This is a genomic window from Thioalkalivibrio sp. ALJ3, from assembly GCF_000377205.1.
Lineage (GTDB): Bacteria > Pseudomonadota > Gammaproteobacteria > Ectothiorhodospirales > Ectothiorhodospiraceae > Thioalkalivibrio.
This window is the reverse complement of record NZ_KB897905.1, coordinates 281,234-295,984: the sequence shown is the minus strand read 5'-3', so window position 1 is coordinate 295,984 and position 14,751 is coordinate 281,234. Positions and strand designations below refer to the sequence as shown.

12 protein-coding genes are annotated in these 14,751 nt (G+C 66.3%); all 12 read left to right on the top strand.

Going from position 1 to position 14,751, the window contains the following annotated elements; genetic code table 11:
- Positions 1–238 precede the first annotated feature (238 nt).
- The 12 genes from aceE to trxA are packed head-to-tail and all read left to right on the top strand — an operon-like array spanning position 239 to position 14,731.
- A complete protein-coding gene (gene aceE, locus C935_RS0101470) occupies positions 239–2,902 on the top strand; it encodes a pyruvate dehydrogenase (acetyl-transferring), homodimeric type (protein WP_018860742.1) in 2,664 nt (887 codons plus the stop codon).
- Positions 2,847–4,253: a dihydrolipoyllysine-residue acetyltransferase gene (gene aceF / locus C935_RS0101465; protein ID WP_081616559.1), complete on the top strand. Its 1,407-nt coding sequence runs from the start codon at positions 2,847–2,849 to the stop codon at positions 4,251–4,253. Before aceE ends, aceF begins: the two co-directional genes overlap by 56 nt.
- Positions 4,254–4,272: 19 nt before the next feature.
- Positions 4,273–6,054, top strand: coding sequence for a dihydrolipoyl dehydrogenase (gene lpdA / locus C935_RS0101460; protein ID WP_018860740.1), 1,782 nt, complete (start codon positions 4,273–4,275; stop codon positions 6,052–6,054).
- A 12-nt stretch (positions 6,055–6,066) separates the two neighbouring features.
- Positions 6,067–7,032, top strand: coding sequence for an OmpA family protein (locus C935_RS0101455; protein ID WP_018860739.1), 966 nt, complete (start codon positions 6,067–6,069; stop codon positions 7,030–7,032).
- Between the two features lie 58 nt (positions 7,033–7,090).
- A complete protein-coding gene (locus C935_RS0101450; protein ID WP_018860738.1) occupies positions 7,091–8,314 on the top strand; it encodes an argininosuccinate synthase in 1,224 nt (407 codons plus the stop codon).
- 1 nt (position 8,315) lies between these two features.
- Complete coding sequence (locus C935_RS0101445; RefSeq protein WP_026278576.1) at positions 8,316–10,322, top strand: diguanylate cyclase; 2,007 nt, start codon at positions 8,316–8,318, stop codon at positions 10,320–10,322.
- A gap of 35 nt (positions 10,323–10,357) precedes the next feature.
- The gene (locus C935_RS0101440; protein WP_038040143.1) at positions 10,358–11,143 is read left to right on the top strand and encodes a VacJ family lipoprotein; all 786 of its coding nucleotides are present in this window, start codon (positions 10,358–10,360) and stop codon (positions 11,141–11,143) included.
- Positions 11,140–11,649 carry a hypothetical protein gene (locus C935_RS0101435; protein ID WP_026278575.1) on the top strand — a complete coding sequence of 170 codons (510 nt, stop codon included), beginning with the start codon at positions 11,140–11,142 and terminating at the stop codon, positions 11,647–11,649. The genes C935_RS0101440 and C935_RS0101435 overlap by 4 nt, the downstream gene beginning before the upstream one ends.
- Positions 11,649–13,052: a UDP-N-acetylmuramate:L-alanyl-gamma-D-glutamyl-meso-diaminopimelate ligase gene (mpl, locus tag C935_RS0101430; protein ID WP_018860734.1), complete on the top strand. Its 1,404-nt coding sequence runs from the start codon at positions 11,649–11,651 to the stop codon at positions 13,050–13,052. Before C935_RS0101435 ends, mpl begins: the two co-directional genes overlap by 1 nt.
- On the top strand, positions 13,049–13,687 hold the full coding sequence (locus C935_RS0101425; RefSeq protein WP_018860733.1) for a flavin prenyltransferase UbiX: 639 nt from the start codon (positions 13,049–13,051) through the stop codon (positions 13,685–13,687). The genes mpl and C935_RS0101425 overlap by 4 nt, the downstream gene beginning before the upstream one ends.
- A complete protein-coding gene (locus C935_RS0101420) occupies positions 13,684–14,292 on the top strand; it encodes an LON peptidase substrate-binding domain-containing protein (RefSeq protein WP_018860732.1) in 609 nt (202 codons plus the stop codon). The genes C935_RS0101425 and C935_RS0101420 overlap by 4 nt, the downstream gene beginning before the upstream one ends.
- 55 nt (positions 14,293–14,347) lie before the next feature.
- Complete coding sequence (gene trxA / locus C935_RS0101415; RefSeq protein WP_018860731.1) at positions 14,348–14,731, top strand: thioredoxin; 384 nt, start codon at positions 14,348–14,350, stop codon at positions 14,729–14,731.
- Positions 14,732–14,751: the final 20 nt, after the last annotated feature.

Below are 14,751 nucleotides of genomic sequence, written 5' to 3'. Positions count from 1 at the left end.
ATTCGAGGGTGTTGGCGGCGAGAGCGTGCGCTTTCGTGATGTTTGCGGCTTTTCCCGCAGATTTCCCCGAAGATCGGCGCCATAGGCGGCTTTCGCTTGACCTGCTGGCGGCTCAGTCGGGATACTTGCGCCTTTTATGCCCGCCCAACACCGGCGCATGGTAGCAAATGCCCGCCCGCCCGGTGGCCTGGAGCCGTGATGGCATCCTGATTCCCAACCCGTTTTCAGGGGTAGACGCATGGACCCGAACGCGACCGAACACGATATCGACCCGCAGGAGACCCAGGAGTGGATTGACGCCCTGGCCTCCGTGCTGGAGACCGACGGCCCCGAACGGGCGCACGCCCTGCTGGAACGTCTGGTCGACAAGGCGCGCCGCAGCGGGGCCTACCTCCCGTATTCGGCCAACACTGCCTATGTGAATACCATCCCCACCCACCTGGAGCCCGAGTATCCGGGCGACGGCGCGGTGGAGCATCGCATTCGTTCCTATGTCCGCTGGAACGCGATGGCCATGGTGGTCAAGGCCAACCGTGTCTCGGCCGAGCTGGGCGGGCATATCGCGACCTTCGCCTCCGCCGCGACGCTCTATGACGTCGGCTTCAACCACTTCTGGCACGCCCCGTCGCATGACCATGGTGGTGATTTGCTGTTTGCCCAGGGGCACTCCTCGCCGGGCATTTATGCCCGCGCGTTCATGGAAGGCCGCCTGACCGAGGAGCAGCTGGACCACTTCCGCCGCGAGGTCGACGGCAAGGGCCTGTCCTCCTACCCGCACCCGTGGCTGATGCCGGACTTCTGGCAATTCCCGACCGTGTCCATGGGTCTGGGACCGATCATGAGCATCTACCAGGCGCGTTTTATGCGCTATCTGCAGGATCGCGGCCTGGCGCAGACCGAGAATCGTCGTGTCTGGAGCTTTGTCGGCGACGGCGAGGTGGACGAGCCGGAGACCCTGGGGGCGATTACCCTGGCCTCGCGCGAGAAGCTGGACAACCTGACCTGGGTGGTGAACTGCAACCTGCAGCGCCTGGACGGCCCGGTCCGCGGCAACGGCAAGATCGTTCAGGAGCTGGAGGCGATCTTCCGTGGCGCCGGCTGGAACGTGGTCAAGGTGCTGTGGGGCCGTTACTGGGACCCGCTGCTGGCGAAGGACACGGACGGCCTGTTGCAGAAACGCATGATGGAGGCGGTCGACGGCGACTATCAGAACTACAAGTCGCGCGACGGTGCCTACGTGCGCGAGCATTTCTTCGGCAAATACCCCGAGCTCAAGCGCATGGTGGCCAACATGTCCGACGAGGACATCTGGCGCCTGAATCGTGGCGGCCACGACCCGGTCAAGGTCTATGCGGCCTACAAGGCGGCGGCCGAGCACAAGGGCCAGCCGACCGTGATCCTCGCGCATACGGTGAAGGGTTACGGCATGGGTGCGGCGGGCGAGGCCCAGAACCGCACTCACAGCCAGAAGAAGATGGACGCGGACGACATGAAGCAGTTCCGCGACCGCTTCAACATCCCGCTGTCCGACGAGCAGGTGGAGAAGGCCGAATACATCAAGCCGGATCCGGACTCCGACGAAATGAAGTACATGCACGAGCGGCGCAAGGATCTCGGCGGGTATCTGCCGGTGCGCCGCCCGCTGGCCACGCCGCTGGAGGTGCCGGGGCTGGACGCCTTCAATGGTCTGCTGGAGTCCTCCGGCGAGCGCGAGATGTCCACCACCATGGCCTTCGTGCGCATGCTGACCCTGCTCGCGCGTGACAAGAAGATCGGCCAGAACATCGTCCCGATCGTGCCCGACGAGGCGCGTACCTTCGGCATGGAAGGGCTGTTCCGCCAGCTGGGGATCTACTCCTCGGTCGGCCAGCTCTACGAGCCGCAGGACAAGGAACAGGTGATGTATTACAAGGAGGACAAGAAGGGCCAGATCCTCGAAGAGGGCATCAACGAGGCCGGCTCAATGTCCTCCTGGATCGCCGCCGCGACGTCCTATTCCACCCATGGCGTGGCGATGGTGCCGTTCTACATCTTCTACTCGATGTTCGGCTTCCAGCGCGTCGGCGACCTGATCTGGGCCGCCGGCGACATGCGTGCCCGTGGCTTCCTGATGGGGGCGACCGCCGGGCGCACCACGCTGGCCGGCGAGGGCCTGCAGCATGACGACGGCCACAGCCTGATGATGGCCGCCAACGTGCCCAACTGCATCGCCTACGATCCGACCTTCGCCTTTGAACTGGCGGTGATCGTGCAGGACGGCATGCGCCGCATGTACGCGGAGCAGGAGAGCATCTTCTACTACATCACTGTAATGAACGAGAACTACCCGCAGCCGGCCATGCCGAAGGGCGCCGAGGAAGGCATCCGCCGCGGCCTGTACCGGCTGCAGGCGGGCGGGCGCAAGAAAAAGAAGGTGCGCCTGCTGGGCTCCGGCACCATCCTGCGCGAGGCCATCGCGGCCTCCGATCTGCTGGACAAGGACTTTGGCGTGGCTGCCGAGGTCTGGAGTGCCACCAGCTTCAACGAGCTGGCCCGCGACGGTCGCGATGTCGAGCGCCACGCGCGTCTGCACCCGGAGGCCAAACCGCGCAAATCCTGGGTGGAGGAATGCCTGGGTGGCTCGGATGCGCCGGTGGTCGCCGCGACCGATTATGTGCAGGCCTATGCCGACCAGATCCGTGCCTTCGTGCCGGCCGACTATCGCGTGCTGGGCACCGACGGCTTTGGTCGTTCGGATACCCGCGCCGCGCTGCGCCGGCACTTCGAGGTCGATCGTTACCACATCGCGGTCGCGGCCCTGAAGGCCCTGGCCGATGCCGGGACCGTCGAGGTCAAGACCGTGAGTGATGCGATCAAGAAGTACAAGATCGACGTCGAACGGCCCAACCCCTTGCAGGCCTGAGGCCGCCGGACCCGAGGCAGGAGCAGACATGAGCAACACGACTACTGTGCACGTCCCGGATATCGGCGACTTCAAGGACGTCGAGATCATCGAGGTCATCGTCAGCCCCGGTGACACTGTGGCTCCCGAGGATCCGCTGATCACGCTGGAGTCCGACAAGGCCTCCATCGAGATTCCGGCCCCGCAGGGCGGGACGGTGAAGGCGCTGAAGGTGAAGGCTGGCGACCGCGTCAACGAGGGCGACCCGATCCTGGAACTGGAGCCCTCCGACGAGGGCGCGGCCGAGGACACCTCCGCCAAGGACGAGGTGCCGAAGGAAGAAGCGCCGAAGGAGGAAGCACCGCCTTCCTCGGACGCGCAGGCCGAGCAGCCGCCGCCGTCCGAGGCGCCAAAAGCGGCTGACCGGGCCGATCCGCGCCCGTCGCCGACCGAGCACATCCGCGACGAATCGGCCTTCCGCAAGGCCCACGCCTCGCCGGTGGTGCGCAAGTTCGCACGCGAGCTGGGCGTGGACCTGAGCAAGGTCGATGGTTCCGGGCGCAAGGGGCGCATCCTGCGCGAGGACGTCCAGGGATTCGTCAAGCGCGCGCTGAGCCAGGGCGCCGGTGGCGGTCTGGGGGTCGAGCCGATGCCGGAGATCGACTTCTCCGAGTTCGGCCCGATCGAGACCCAACCGCTGTCGAAGATCAACAAGCTCACCGGCAAGAACCTGCATCGCAACTGGGTCACCGTCCCGCATGTGACCCAGTTCGACGAGGCCGATATCACCGAGCTCGAGGACTTCCGCAAGTCGCTGAAGGCGGAGTACGAGAAGAAGGGCGTGAAGGTCACCTTCCTGCCGTTCCTGATGAAGGCGGTGGTCTCCGCGCTCAAGCAGTACCCGCGCTTCAACGCCTCGCTGGATGCGACCGGCGAGAACCTGATCCTGAAGCAGTACTACAACCTCGGCATCGCGGTGGACACGCCGGACGGCCTGGTCGTCCCGGTGGTGCGCGATGTGGATCGCAAGAGCCTGGTTGATATCGCCGCCGAGCTGATGGACATCTCCCAGCGCGCCCGCGACAAGAAGCTCAAGCCCGCGGACATGCAGGGCGGCTGCATGACCATCTCCAGCCTCGGCGGGATCGGTGGTACGCAGTTCACCCCGATCGTGAATGCCCCCGAGGTGGCGATCCTGGGTGTGTCGCGCTCCAGCATGAAGCCGGTCTGGAACGGTGAAGAGTTCGAGCCGCGCCTGATCCTGCCGCTGGCACTGTCGTACGATCACCGGGTGATCGACGGCGCCCTGGGCGCCCGCTTCGCCACCACGCTGAGCGCGCTGCTGTCCGACATGCGCCGCATGCTTCTGTAATTGCAACCGGAGTGACTGGATGAGCCAGACGAAGACCATCGAAGTCCCGGACATCGGGGATTTCAAGGACGTCGAGATCATCGAGGTCCTGGTACAGCCGGGCAGCGAGATTGCGCCGGAAGACCCGCTGATCACGCTGGAGTCCGACAAGGCGACCATCGACGTGCCCGCCCCTGAGGCCGGTACGGTGAAGAAGCTGCATGTGAAGGTCGGCGACAAGGTCTCCCAGGGCAGCAAGCTCCTGGACCTCGAGGCCAGCGGCGAGGCCGCGGGCAGCGATGACGCCCCCGCGTCCGGCGGTGACAAGACCGAGTCCGACAAAGCGGAATCCTCGGCCGGGAGTGAGTCGCAGAAGGCCGCGCCCAAAGCGGCCGCCGACCCGAACACAGACAGCCAGTGCCAGGTGCTGGTGCTGGGCTCCGGCCCCGGCGGTTACACCGCCGCCTTCCGCGCGGCGGACCTGGGGCTGGATGTGGTGATGGTCGAGCGCTACCCGCAGATCGGCGGGGTCTGCCTGAACGTCGGCTGTATCCCGTCCAAGGCGCTGCTGCACGCCGGCGAGGTTCTGCACGAGGCCGAGCGCTTTGCCGCCTTGGGCATCAAGTTCGGCGAGCCGGAGATCGATCTCGACGGCCTGCGTGGCTATAAGGGCAATGCGGTCAAGAAGCTGACCGGCGGGCTCAAGCAGCTGTGCAAGCAGCGCAACGTGCGCGTGGTGCAGGGCACGGGCGAGTTCGTCGGCGCCAACAGCATCGCAGTGGAGGGCGATGACGGCCGCGAAGTGATCGGCTTCGAGCATGCGATCATCGCGGTCGGTTCGCAGGCGATCAAGCTGCCCGGCTTCCCCTGGGACGACGAGCGGGTGATGGACTCGACCGACGCCCTCGATCTCGCGGAGATCCCCAAGCGCATGCTGGTGGTCGGCGGCGGCATCATCGGCCTGGAAATGGCCTGCGTGTACGAGTCGCTGGGCACGAAGGTCACGGTGGTCGAGTTGTCCGATACCCTGATGCCGGGTGCGGATCGCGACATCGTGCGCCCGTTCGAGAAGCGCGCGAAGAAGCGCTTCGAGAATATCTTCCTCAAGAGCAAGGTCGCCGAGGCCAAGGCCACCAAGGCCGGCATCGTCTGCCAGTTCGACGGCGAGGCCAAGGGCCTGCCGGAAGAGGACACCTTCGACCGCGTGCTGGTCGCGGTGGGACGTAGCCCGAACGGCGCGAAGATCAAGGCCGAGGCGGCGGGCGTGCAGGTCACCGAGCGTGGCTTCATCGAGGTCGACAGCCAGCAGCGCACCAATGTCGAGCACATCTTCGCCATCGGCGACGTGGTCGGCCAGCCGATGCTGGCACACAAGGCCACCCACGAGGGCAAGGTCGCGGCCGAGGTGATCGCCGGGCACAAGGTGCACTTCGACGCCCGCGCGATCCCGTCGGTGGCCTATACCCATCCCGAGGTCGCCTGGATGGGCGTGACCGAGGAGCAGGCCAAGGCCGACGGCATCGAGTACACCAAGGGTGTGTTTCCCTGGGCTGCCTCCGGCCGCGCGATCGCGCTGGGTGCCGAGGACGGCATGACCAAGCTGCTGTTCGACGCCGATGGTCGGGTGATCGGCGCGGGTCTTGTTGGGCCCTCCGCCGGTGATCTGATTGGCGAGGCGATGCTGGCGCTGGAGATGGGTGCGGAGATGGAAGACATTGGTCTGACCGTGCATCCGCACCCGACCCTTAGCGAGACGGTGGCTTTTGCCGCCGAGGTCGCGCACGGCTCCATCACCGATATCCTGCCACCCAAGAAGCGCTAGCACACGGGTTGCATGCCTGAGCTGCGCCCACTTTTGATCCTGTTTTTCGGCGGGCTGTGGCTGGCGCACGTTGCCCAGGCGGGGGTGGTCCCCCACCGCGAATCGCTGGAGCGCAGCGACTGGCAGGTGATCGAGCTGGACGACGCCTGCCGCATCGAACAAGGCGTTCGCCACGGCGGTACGCTGCGCTTCGAGACCCAGCCAGGTCTGGCCCTTCGCGCTTTCTGGCTCGCCCCTTACGCAATGCCCGAGGGCGCCACGGCGCGACTGCGCACCGGGGCCCCGGAATGGCTTGGGGCGAGTCCGAAATCGCCCCTGGATCTCGACTTGCGTGCCGAACGGCCGGATCGCTTCCGGGTGCCGGACGCGCAGGTTCAGGCACTCAAGGCCCGCCTTCTAGTGGGCCATGACGTGCGTATCGATTTCCCCGGTGCCGAGGACGCGGTGCATTTTCGCGGCATTCGTTTTGCCCAGCGCGCCGAGGGTTTCAAGGCCTGCTACACAGGGGCCGAGGGCCCGGATGTCGGGGCGCTGGATCGCTGGTCGGTGTACTTCGCAACCGGCAGCCGGGATCTGGATTCCAGAGGGCGCGAGACGGTCGCTCGCGCGGCCGAGACTCTACGTACGGTGGAACGCCCGCAGGTGCGTCTGGTCGGGCTGACCGACGCTGAGGGCCCGCGCGAACTGAACGAGCGCCTGAGCCGACAGCGCGCGGAGGCGGTGCGTGCAGCGCTGATCGAGGCCGGTGTGCCGGCCGACGGGTTGGCGGTGGAGGCCGGTGGCGTCGATCCGGAGGCGGAAGGCGAGCGCGAGGGATCGCGCCGGGTGGATATCTGGTGGCTGGGTGGGGCGGATGCCGCCGCCGAGCCGTCCTCCGGTTCTGAAGCCGCTACCGAGACGCGCCACGAGTTGCCTCCGGCCGAGCCACTGGCGGAGCCGGAGTCGGCGCCTGGCGTGCCGGACTCCGCGGGCTGGTAGTGAAGCCCGTCACAAAACCGACTATAACTCTCAAGATGAAAGAAGGATTGGTATTCCCATGAGTTCGAAGATTTCCCGTGTCGTGCTGGCCTATTCAGGGGGCCTGGATACCTCCGTGATCCTCAAGTGGCTCGAGGATCAGTACGGCTGCGAGGTGATCACCTTCACCGCCGACCTGGGCCAGGGCGAGGAGGTCGAACCGGCCCGCGCCAAGGCCGAGGCCCTGGGCGTGAAGCAGATCTACATCGAGGACCTGCGCGAGACCTTCGTGCGCGACTATGTGTTCCCGATGTTCCGCGCGAACACGATCTACGAGGGCGAGTACCTGCTGGGCACCTCGATCGCGCGGCCGCTGATCGCGCGCCGGATGGTGGAGATCGCCGAGGAGACCGGCGCCGATGCCATCGCCCATGGCGCCACCGGCAAGGGCAACGACCAGGTGCGCTTCGAGCTCGGGGCCTATGCGCTGAAGCCGGGGATCCAGGTGATCGCCCCCTGGCGCGAGTGGGACCTGAACTCGCGCGAGCGCCTGATGGCCTACGCCGAGCAGCACAACATCCCGGTGGACTACAAGAAGCAGGGCACCAAGTCGCCGTACTCGATGGATGCCAACCTGCTGCACATCTCCTACGAGGGCGGCCCGCTGGAAGACCCGTGGACCGAGGCCGAGGAAGACATGTGGCGCTGGTCGGTCTCCCCGGAGGCCGCACCGGACGAGTCGGAGACGCTGACCATCGGTTTCGAGAAGGGCGACCCGGTCTCGATCAACGGCAAGCGCCTGAGCGCCGCGGAACTGCTCGCGAAGCTGAACGAGCGCGGCGGGGCCCACGGCGTCGGCCGTCTCGATATCGTCGAGAACCGCTATGTCGGCATGAAGTCGCGCGGCTGCTACGAGACCCCGGGCGGCACCATCCTGCTCAAGGCGCACCGCGCGCTGGAGTCGATCACCCTGGACCGCGAGGCCGCGCACCTGAAGGACGAGCTGATGCCGCGCTACGCCAGTCTGATCTACAACGGCTACTGGTGGAGCCCGGAGCGGCGCATGCTGCAGGCCGCGATCGACGACACCCAGGGCGTGGTCAACGGCGAGGTGCGCCTGCGCCTGTACAAGGGCAACGTGATCGTCGCTGGCCGCCGTTCGGAGGACACTCTGTTCGACGATGCCATTGCCACTTTCGAGGACGATGCCGGTGCCTACGATCAGAAAGACGCCGAAGGCTTCATCCGTCTGAACGCGCTGCGTCTGCGTATCGCCGCCAGCCGCCATCGGAAACCCACATGAGATGAACTGGTGTGCGGTTGTCCGCCGATCACTTGGCTGGCTGTCGCAGGTGAGCAGGACCAGCCTCGGGGGTGCGCTTCTGGTGTGGTGCCTGGTGCCTGGTGCGCTTGTGGCGGGCCCGGCCGGGGCGGAGGTCGAATCGGCCGAGCACGAACTGGTGCTCGGGGTGCTCGCGCACCGCGGCGAGGACGTGGCGCGCGAGCAGTGGACACCGTTCGCCGAGTATCTGGAGCAGGCGCTGGGCGGCATTCATGTGCGTCTGGTGCCGGTCGATAACGATACCCTGCAGGCGGGTGCCGCCGAGGACCGCTTCGACCTGGTGCTGACCAATTCCGGCTCCTACGTGATGCTTGAGCATCGCCATGGTATCTCCCGTATCGCGACCATGCTCCCGGCCGAGGTCGGGCGCGAGGAAGACCGCTTTGGGGCCGTGATCGTTGCCCGTGCGGATCGTTCGGATCTGGTCGAGCTGCGGGATCTGGCCGGGCAGCGAGTTTCTGCGGTTCATCCGGATGCCTTTGGTGGCTGGTGGATGGCCTGGCGCGAATTGCAGGCGGCAGGGCTGGATATCGAGGGTGACCTGGAAGACGTGGTCTTCACGGGTTTTCCGGTCTCCAGTGGGCTGGACCTAGTGCTGTCGGGCGAGGTGGATGCCGCGACCTTTCGCACGGGAATTCTCGAGGACCTGCGCGAGCAGGGCGACCCACGCGTGGACCAGTTGCGCCTGGTCGGCGAACGGGCTATTCCCGGTTTCTCGTATCGGACGTCCACCCGTCTGTATCCGGAGTGGCCTCTGGCCATGCGCGGCGATCTCGATGTCGATATCGCGCAAACCGTGCTCCGCGCCATCCTGGAGCTGGACGCCGAGCACCCGGTGAGCGAGGCGGCCGGGATAGCGGGCTGGGCCGCGCCGCGCTCCTACGAGGACGTGCACGGTCTGATGCACGAACTGGGCGTCGGGCTCTATGCGCCGGAGCCGTTCGCCGTGATGCGATGGGCTCGCGACAACCTGGGGGTATTGTTTGCCGTGCTCGCGGCCGGTATTGCGCTGGTCCTTCTGTATGTACTGCAGGTGCATGCCCGCATGCGCACGGCCGGGGACAACTTGCGCAGGGCGATGGGCGCGATCCCGAATGCGGTGATTACCCTGGACCACCGTGGCGGGGTCTCGTACATGAATCCCGCCGCCGAGCAGATGGCGGGACTGGTTCGTTTGCAGGCGTTGGGTTGCGCCCTGGAGCAGGTCCTGGATCTGCGCGAGATGGGGACAGATCGGCCGCTGGGCGCGGACCATCCAGGGCCGCTCGCCCCCCAACTGGGCGAGCATACCGAGGCCAGGCTGGTGACCCCGGACGGTCAGGAGCGAATCGTGCGGATCGACCGCACAGCGCTGGACCCGGTGGCGGGCAGTTCGGTGCGGACCCTGCTGGTGCTGACCGATATTTCCGAGGAGCGCGAGCTGGTCGACCGCCTGGTTCATGAAGCGAGTCACGATCCGCTCACCGGGTTGTTGAACCGGCGCGCATTCGAACGCGAGATGCAGCGCGCAATGGACAGTGCAGGGGAATACTCGTCGGTGGCGGCGAGCCTGCTGCTGGTGGATCTGGACTACTTCAAGGCGGTCAATGATCGCCACGGCCATCAGGTAGGTGATGAACTGCTGCGGCGGGTGGCGACCATCCTGCGCCAACTGACGCGCTCGCGCGATGCCGTGGCCCGCATCGGTGGCGACGAGTTCGCGGTGATCGCGTACGACACCGACGCCGAACAGGCCCAGGTCCTCGGCCAGCGAATCTGCAGTGCCCTGGGGGATCGGCCGTTGCAGGTCGAGGCTCGGGACGTCACCATTGGTGCTTCGGTCGGTGTGGTGCAGTTGATCGAGGGGCTGCCGGGCGTGGACGCGGCTTTCGTGGCCGCTGACCGGGCCTGCTATTCCGCCAAGAGCGAGGGGCGCGGCCAGGTCGGTGTGGCCCGCCCGGCGGATGTTCACCCCATTACCGGTTCCTGACGCCCAGCGTCGGGCGCGGCGAAAAAGGAATCGTTATGTCGGTTGTTTCCCGTATACGCATGGGGCTGGCGGCCCTGATGGTGCTGGCACTCTCCGGCTGCGCGACCGTTCCCAGCGAGGATCGTCATCCGGACGACCCCTGGGAGTCATACAACCGGGTGGTATTCGAAATCAACGACGACTTCGACCAGGCGCTCCTGCGCCCGGCAGCGGTCCAGTACCGCCGCCTGCCGCAGCCGGTCCAGACCGGGGTGGGCAATTTCTTCTCCAACCTCAATGACTTTACGGTCCTGTTCAACAATCTGCTGCAGGGCAACCTGGAGAACGCCGCCTCGGATACCGGTCGCATCATGTTCAATACGACCTTCGGGCTGCTCGGCCTGATCGACGTGGCCTCGCCGATGGGACTCGAGAAGAACAACGAGGACTTTGGCCAGACGTTGGGTGCCTGGGGTGTGGCGCGGGGACCGTACCTGCAGCTGCCGCTGCTGGGCCCGAGCACCGCGCGTGACGCGCCGGCGCGCCTGGTCGACGGCTACACTAGCCCCATGTATCACACGGACCTGCGCACCGATCACACCGGCTGGTGGGTGGGTCTGATCGCGCTGGACGTGGTCGACATGCGCGCCGGGCTGATCCCGACCGAGCGCATGCTGGAGCAGATCTCCGACGATCGCTACATCGCCATGCGCGAGGCCTACCTGCAGCGCCGTGACTTCATGGTGCGCGGGGCCTCGGACGAGCGCGCGACCGAGATGCTGGACGAGTTGGACGAACTCGAGGCCCTGGAGGCGATGGAAGCCGAGGAGGGCATGGATTGAACAGCCTCTGGACGATGCTGGACATCCTGCGCCTGCGCAGTGGACCGCAGGATCTGCCGCCCGACAGCGCTACGCTGATCTTCTGGCTCGGGATTGCCCTGGTCACGGGTATGGCCGTCGGCATTCCGATGTACGGCACGGGCCAGGCCCTGGTCCTGAATGTGCTCGACCTGGTCGTGCTGTACATGTTTATCGTCGTGGTGCTGCGCATGGGGGGTGTGCCGGACCGCTGGTTGCAGACCTTTACCGCAATGGCCGGCACCGGGGCCCTGCTGGGCCTGCTGATGGCCCTGTTGATGCTGATCGATGCCCCGACCGATCCGGAAGAGGTCTCCACCGGGGCCCTTCTGGCTTTGTTGACGCTGGTGGGCTGGTTGCTGCTGGTCTTCGGGCACATCCTGCAGCAGGCCCTGGAATTGGGCAGCCGCTTTGTCGGCATGCTCATCGCGCTGGGGTATGTGGTGGTCTCCAGCGTGATCACCCAGGTGGCCCTGGGAGCGTTGTAGTGAGCACGGGTCAGCTGCACATACTTGGCATCGGCGGAACCTTCATGGGCGGGCTGGCCCAGCTTGCCCGGGCGCGCGGCTACGAGGTCACCGGTTCCGACCAGAAGCTGTACCCGCCAATGAGCGAGCAACTGGAGCAGGCCGGTATTCCGTATCACGAGGGCCATGACCCGGCCACCCTGCCGGATGCCGGGCCGGTCGTGGTCGGCAACGTGATGACCCGGGGCATGCCGGTCATCGAGGCCCTGCTGGATCGCGGCCTGTCCTACACTTCCGGTCCACAGTGGCTGGCCGAGCATGTGCTGCATGACCGCTGGGTGCTGGCAGTGGCTGGGACCCATGGCAAGACCACGACCGCGAGCCTGCTGGCGTGGATTCTGGAACATGCCGGGCTGAGCCCGGGATTCCTGATCGGGGGCGTGCCCGGCAACTTCGGTGTCAGCGCCCGCCTGGGCGAGGCTCCATTCTTCGTGATCGAGGCGGACGAATACGACTCCGCCTTCTTCGACAAGCGCGCGAAGTTCGTCCACTACCGGCCGCGTACCCTGGTGCTGAACAATCTCGAATTCGACCACGCGGACATCTACCCGGACCTGGCCGCGATCGAACGCCAGTTCCATCACCTGGTCCGGACTATTCCCGGGCAGGGCCTGATCCTGCTGCCCTCGGGCGATGCCGCGCTGGAGCGCGTGCTGGAAATGGGCTGCTGGACGCCGGTGGAACGCATCACGACCGACCCGGATACCGGGGATACCGTGGCCTTGGGGGCGCGGCCTTTGAATGCCGATGCGTCGGAGTTCGAGGTGCTGGCCAACGGGGTGGTCCAGGGCCGCGTGGCCTGGGAAATGACGGGGCAGCACAATCTTTCCAATGCCCTGGCCGCGCTCGGAGCGGCACGCCATGCCGGGGTGCCACTGGCCGCGGGGATCGCGGCCTTGCCGGGCTTCCGTGGTGTGCGGCGTCGTCAGGAACTGCGTGCCGACATCGACGGGATCCGGGTGATCGACGACTTCGCCCATCACCCGACTGCGATCCGCCTGACCCTGGAAGGCCTGCGGGGCCGCGTCGCCCCCGGGGGGCGGTTGATCGCGGTGCTGGAGCCGCGCTCCAACACCATGCGCATGGGGGTTCATGCCGAGGCTCTGGGCGCTGCCCTGGAGTGCGCGGATGTGGTGCATCTTTATCATGCCCCGGAGATCGACTGGTCCACCACGGACCTCGAGCGCCGCCTCGGCGAGCGCCTGTCGGTCACGCGCGAGATCGAGGCCCTGATGGGCGGTATTCTGTCAAACGTGCGTGCTGGCGATACGCTGGTCATCATGAGCAATGGTGGCTTCGATGGCCTGCACCAGCGCCTGATTGCCGCGTTACAGTTACGTGAATCCGCGGGGACTCCTGCATGAGTGGACAGCCACGCTCGATCGCCCTGGCCCTGACCGGTGCCTCCGGCGCACCCTACGGGCTGCGCTTGCTGGAGTGCCTGGTGCAGGCGGGGGTTCAGGTGCATCTGATGCTGTCGAAACCGGCACAGGTAGTACTGGGGCTGGAGACCGATCTCGACGTGCCCGGGCGTCCGGCCGAGATTGCACGCTTTTTCGCCGAGCGACATGGGGCCGCCGATGGACAGATCCGCTGCTATGGCCCGGAGCAGTGGACGGCACCGGTGGCCAGCGGCTCGGCCGTGCCGGAGGCGATGGTGGTCTGCCCCTGCACCACGGCGACTGTCTCGGCGATCGCGACCGGCGCATCGCGCGGGCTGATCGAACGTGCGGCGGATGTGGTGCTCAAGGAACGGCGCAGGCTGGTGCTGGTGGTGCGCGAGACGCCGTTCTCCGAGATCCACCTGGAGAACATGCTGCGTCTGGCGCGCATGGGTGCGGTGGTGATGCCGGCCAACCCGGCCTTTTATCATCGGCCGCAATCCATCGACGAGCTGGTTGATTTCATGGTGGCGCGAGTGCTGGACCATCTGGAAGTCGAGCATGCCCTGGGTCCGCGCTGGGGCGAGGCGTCGTTGCCGCCGGAGGATCCGGCATGACGACGCTTCCGCTGTTCCCGCTGAATACCGTGCTGTTTCCGGAGGGGCTGCTGCCGCTGCGGATCTTCGAGACGCGCTATCTCGACATGGTGCGCCGCTGCCTGCGCGAGGATGGCCGCTTCGTGATCGTCGCGATCGAGCCGGATACCGAGTCCGGTGCGCCCCGCCCGGAGGCCGAGACGGACCCGTCGGTCGGCTTCCACCCGATCGGAACCGAGGTCGCGATCGTCGACTGGGACCAGCGGCCGGACGGCCTGCTCGGTATCCTGGTCAAGGGCGAGCGGCGCCACCGCATACACAATCCGCGCCGGGCCGATGACGGTCTCTGGCTGGCGGAGGTCGAGCCGCTGCAGGAGCGCCCCGATGTGAGCTTGCCGGTGGATTATGCCTCGCTGGCGGATCTGCTCGAACGGCTTCTGGACCAGCTCGGTACGCCCTGGTCGCATCTGGAGCGGCGCTTCGATGACTCGTCCTGGATCGTTGGACGGTTGGCAGAGCTCCTTCCGATTGATCTCGAGGTCAAGCAGCAGCTGCTGGAGGCGGACGACCCGATCGAGCGCCTGGAACGCCTGCGCGCAGCCATGCTCGCGGCATCGAAATCCTGACACTGACGGGCGGGGCTGGTAAGGTCGACGGTTCATTCTTAACCGGAGCCGCCCAATGGCCGTTCAGGAACTCACGCAGGATACTTTCGAATCCACGATCACCGGCAACAACATCGTGATCCTGGATTTCTGGGCCCCCTGGTGCGGGCCTTGCCAGCAGTTCGCCCCGACCTTCGAGGCGGCCTCCGATCAGCATCCCGATGTGGTCTTCGCCAAGGTGAACACCGACGAGGAGCAGGGGATCGCCGGGGCGTTCCAGATCCGTTCCATCCCGACGCTGATGATCTTCCGCGAACAGATCATCGTCTTCTCCCAGCCGGGTGTGCTGTCCGCCGGGCAGCTGGACGAGGTGCTGGGCAAGGTACGCGAGCTGGATATGGACCAGGTGCGCGCCGACGTCGAACGCCAGCAGCAGGAGCAGCAGGCCGGCCAGGCCTGATTACCCTCTGACGCGAAACC